Annotated in this window: 4 protein-coding genes; 2 read left to right on the top strand and 2 right to left on the bottom strand. The window is 72.0% G+C overall.

The window, feature by feature from the left end; genetic code table 11:
* The first annotated feature begins 21 nt into the window (after window positions 1–21).
* Window positions 22–1137 (top strand): tryptophan dimethylallyltransferase family protein, encoded by a 1116-nt coding sequence (locus tag OHS59_RS00485; RefSeq protein ID WP_328491378.1) that lies wholly within the window; start codon window positions 22–24, stop codon window positions 1135–1137.
* Window positions 1138–1560: 423 nt separating this feature from the next.
* Window positions 1561–2250: a response regulator gene (locus OHS59_RS00480; RefSeq protein ID WP_248780579.1), complete on the top strand. Its 690-nt coding sequence runs from the start codon at window positions 1561–1563 to the stop codon at window positions 2248–2250.
* Here the strand turns inward: OHS59_RS00480 and OHS59_RS00475 are convergent.
* Together OHS59_RS00475 and OHS59_RS00470 are read right to left on the bottom strand one after the other, a co-directional pair.
* A complete protein-coding gene (locus tag OHS59_RS00475) occupies window positions 2198–2932 on the bottom strand; it encodes a response regulator transcription factor (protein WP_328491377.1) in 735 nt (244 codons plus the stop codon). The two genes, OHS59_RS00480 and OHS59_RS00475, sit on opposite strands and share 53 nt — an antisense overlap.
* On the bottom strand, window positions 2929–4140 hold the full coding sequence (locus tag OHS59_RS00470; protein WP_328491376.1) for a sensor histidine kinase: 1212 nt from the start codon (window positions 4138–4140) through the stop codon (window positions 2929–2931). Before OHS59_RS00470 ends, OHS59_RS00475 begins: the two co-directional genes overlap by 4 nt.
* Window positions 4141–4244 lie beyond the last annotated feature (104 nt).

Here is a 4244-nt window from a genome sequence, read left to right as displayed (position 1 = left end):
CCCCGGAAGGAACGACACCCGATGACAACCCTGCGATTCCGCCCCTGGCCCCTCGCGGCCGACCGCACGCCCACCTCCTACGGCGACCTGATCAACATCTACTTCGAGGGTGCCTGCCGGCATCTCGGCCTCTCCACCGCGGACATGGTGCCGCAGGTGAGAGCCCTGACCTCGGTGCTCGGCGACTGGGCGGCCGCGCCCCTGTCGCACTTCGAGAACTACACCTCGTGGGTGGCGAACAACGGTGCGCCGCTGGAGTTCTCCTTCGCCCACTCGGCATCGGGGGTCGCCGGGGTCCGGGTGCTGCTGGAGGCACTGCGGGAACCGGTGACACCGCGGTCGCGGCAGCGGGAGGGGCACGCGTTCACGCTGCGGCTGGCCGAGGAGTTCGGCGTACACCTGGGCCGCTACCGGGAGATCGAGGACCTCTTCCGGTGCGAGGACGAACCCCGCGGCCCGTTCTCCTCGATGCATGCCGCGGAACTCTCGCCCAAGGGGGAGCCACCGCTGTTCAAGTTATATCTGAATCCCGGCGTCACAGGTGCCTCGCCGGCGGCCGTGACCGCCGAGGTGCTGCGCCGTCTGGGCCTGGCGGAGCAGTGGGAGGCGGTCGTCAACCACTTCAGGGGCGGTGACCTCGACGCTCCCGAGCACGAGGTCGCCCTCGTCGGGCTGGACCTGTCCGAGTCCCCGGACGCGCGGGTCAAGGTCTACCTGCGGCACACGGGCGTCGACGCCGAGGGCGTCGACCGGGCCGGCGCCGTCGCGGCGGACCACCGGGAAGGAGTGTTCACCGAGGTGATCGGCGCGATCGCCGGCGATGTCTCGGTGCAGCGCTGGAAGAAGGCGCCCATGACCTGCCTGGCCTTCCAGCCGGGGCGCTCCGTACCGGCGTCGGTGACTCTGTACTGTCCGCTGGAACCGAACATCGTCAACGACGAGGTCTCCGCGGAACGCGTCTCCCTGATCATGGACATGGCCGGTGCGGATCCCGCGCTGTACCGGGCCACCGTAGCCGCGATCTGCGGCCCGGAGCCGCGCGGTCTGCGCAGGCTGAGCTGGGTCGCCTACAAGAACCCCGCCGCCCCCGTGTGCACCGTGTACGCCGGCCTCGACAGTCCGGGCCGCGAGGCGTGAAGTCCGGGCCGGGCACGGCCGGCTGTGTCGGCACGGGGTGACCGGCGAGACCGCCGCGGCCCCCGCCGGGGCCGGTGTGTGTTCGGCCGGTCGCGGAGGGACGGCCCGACGCCGCCGGTGAGCGTGTGCCCGGTGTCCCGGCCGGGCCGCGACAGGGGACGGCGCCCGAATCGCACACCATCCGTTCCCCTCCGTCCCCTCGGAGGACGAGTCCGCGAGGGCATGGCCCCGGCTGCCCGAGGTGCCTCACAGGCAGACCGGGTGCCGTACGGGAAGTCCGAGCCGACCGGGTGATCGTCCTCGCTCCCCGGGCGGCCGGTACGCCACAGACGACCTCCATCGCCGCAGAAACAGATGCACGACGAAACGGGAGACACAGTGCCGGCACAAAGGGCATCATCGTTCGCTTTAAATGTATTGGACATGTCGCGCGAACCCGAGGGCGGGGCGACGACGCGCATTCTGCTCGTCGGTGACCAACCGCTCTTCCGGGACGGGGTGCGCCTCGCGTTACAGGGCGCCGACGGCCTCAGCGTGGTCGCCGAGGCGTCCAGCGGGGCCGAGGTCCTCGACCTGTTGTTCCGGCGGAGCGTCAAGCCCGACGTCGTCCTCGTCGACCTTCAGATGGCCGACCGCGCGGGAGTCGACATCACGCGAACGATCCTCGAACGCTCCGCAGGCGGCCCGTCCCCCGAACCGCCCCACGTCGTCGCGATCAGCGCCTCGCCGGACGACGACCTGGTCGTGGCGGTACTGCGGGCCGGAGCGCGCGGCTATCTGCTCAAGGGCGTGGACGCGCAGGAACTGGTTCGCGCGATCCGCATCGCCGCGGACGGCGGCGCGGTCTTCAGCCCGCCGGTGGCCGAGCGCCTGGGTGCGTTCTTCTCCGCCGTACACGGAATCCCCGCCCAGGCCGCCTTCCCCGAACTGACCAACCGGGAACGGGAGATACTCGCGCTGATCGCACGGGGCATGGACAACCGGCTCATCGCCAGCACCCTCGTGCTGTCGCACAAGACCGTGCGCAACCACATCACCAGTCTCTTCGCCAAACTGAGGGTCACCGACCGTGTGGCGGCAGCCGTCCGGGCGCGGGACGCCGGTCTGGGGTGAGGGCCGGGCCTTCCGCGGTGACCAGCCCCGACTCGTAGGCGGCGATGACGAGTTGGGCCCGGTCGCGCGCGTCCAGCTTGGCGAGGAGCCGGCCCACATGGGACTTCACGGTGGCCAGGGTCACGCACATCCGACCGGCGATCTCGGTGTTGGACAGACCGCGGGCGATCAGCAGGAGCACCTCCCGCTCGCGTTCGGTCGCGGCCACCAGATCGGGTGTGTGCATCCTCGGCGGTTCGGGGCGGGCGGCGAACTCCGCGATCAGACGGCGCGTCACCGAGGGCGCCAGCAGCGCCTCGCCGTCCGCCACCACGCGGACGGCCCGCAGCAGGTCGTCCGGCTGGGTGTCCTTCAGCAGGAACCCGCTGGCCCCGGCCCGCAGTGCCGTGTACACGTACTCGTCGAGGTCGAACATGGTCAGGATGAGGATCCGGGTATCGGCGCACTCGGGGGATTCCCGGATGAGGCGGGTCGCCTCGATGCCGTCCATCCGCGGCATACGCACATCCATGAGCAGGACGTCGGGGCGTTCGCGCCGGGCGACCTCCACCGCCTCCGTCCCGGTCCCCGCCTCACCGACCACCCGGAGTCCGGGCTCGCTGTCCACCAGGACCCGGAAACTGCCGCGCAGCAGCGCTTGGTCGTCCGCCACCACGACGCGGACATCGCCTTCTTCGCTCACAGCACTCCTCCGGCAACGCCATGGACACGCTCGAAGGGGATACGGGCCGCCACCCTGAACCCTCCCTCCGGCATCGGGCCGGAGAAGAACCTGCCGCCGTACACCTCCACGCGCTCCCGCATCCCCACCAGGCCCTGTCCGCCCGGACGGGTCCGTACGGCGGCGCCCGGCCCCCCGTCGTCGGTCACCTCGACGCTCACCGCGTCCTCGACCGCCTCGACCGTGACCCTGCACCGGGCGGACCCCGCGTGCTTGACGACGTTGGTCAGCGCCTCCTGCACGATCCGGAAGACCGAGAGCCCCACCCCCTCCGGCACCCGGTCCGCGTGGATGACGCGCAACTCCACCTCCACACCCGCGGTACGCGCCCGCTCGGCCAGTTCCGGCAGGGCCTCCACCCCCGGCGCCGGGGCGGTCTCGGCGACCACCGGGGCACCGCCGGACGTCCCCGACCGCAGCACGCCGAGCAGGGCCCGCACATCGTCCAGCGCGCCACGGCTGATCGACTCGATGACCCGCAGCGCGTCCTGCGCCTCCTGCGGCCTGGACGGCGCCACATGGTTGGCGATCGACGCCTTGACCGCGATCAGGCCCATGCTGTGCGACACGATGTCGTGCACCTCCCGCGCGATGTGCAGCCGTTCCTCGGCCACCGCCCGCTGCGCCGACTGCTCGGCGAGCACGGCCGCGTACGCCCGCCGCTCGGCGACCGCCCGGCCGACCACCCACGCGGCGCCCATCGTCGCCCAGCCGAACAGGACGAGGCCCGGCCCGTTCATCCACCAGTAGGGGGCGGTGGTCAGGGGCCGGGCGAAGACACCGGCGAGGCCCAGCAGCCCCACCGACGCGGTGAAGGTACGCAACCCACCACGGCTCGCGAGCGCGACCGTGTACAGGGCGCAGGCACTCGCGACGAACGGGTCCCGTACGGCGTCGAGGAGGATCGACGCCGTGGTCATCACGAGCACCACGCCCAGGACGGGGACCGGCCACAGCCGCCGGACCGCGACGGGCAGTGCGGTCGCGGCGATGAGCACGCACTCCGCGCCTGCCGACAGCACGGCACCCGACGCCGCGGACCGGTTCCCGACTACCGTCGTCCCCACCAGGAGCGCGGTGTACGTCCCCGCCGCCACGCAGTCGAGAGCCACCAGCGAGCCGCGGCCGAGGCTTCGGGTGAACAGGGGGAGTGGGGAGCGCGATGGCACTCCCCGACCGTACTCGACCGCCGCACGGCCCCGCCTCAGACCTGGGGAGGTCATACCCAGGTCTGAGGCCGACCGGCGCACGCCCCGTCCGTGCGCCCCTGGGC

Origin of the sequence: Streptomyces sp. NBC_00414, from assembly GCF_036038375.1 — a bacterium.
GTDB lineage: Bacteria > Actinomycetota > Actinomycetes > Streptomycetales > Streptomycetaceae > Streptomyces.
This window is presented reverse-complemented; position numbering and strand designations above follow the sequence as displayed.

Coding starts and splice junctions, on each gene's coding strand:
- OHS59_RS00480 (WP_248780579.1), top strand. CDS start 1,561: ATGTCGCGCGAACCCGAGGGCGGGGCGACGACGCGCATTCTGCTCGTC.
- OHS59_RS00485 (WP_328491378.1), top strand. CDS start 22: ATGACAACCCTGCGATTCCGCCCCTGGCCCCTCGCGGCCGACCGCACG.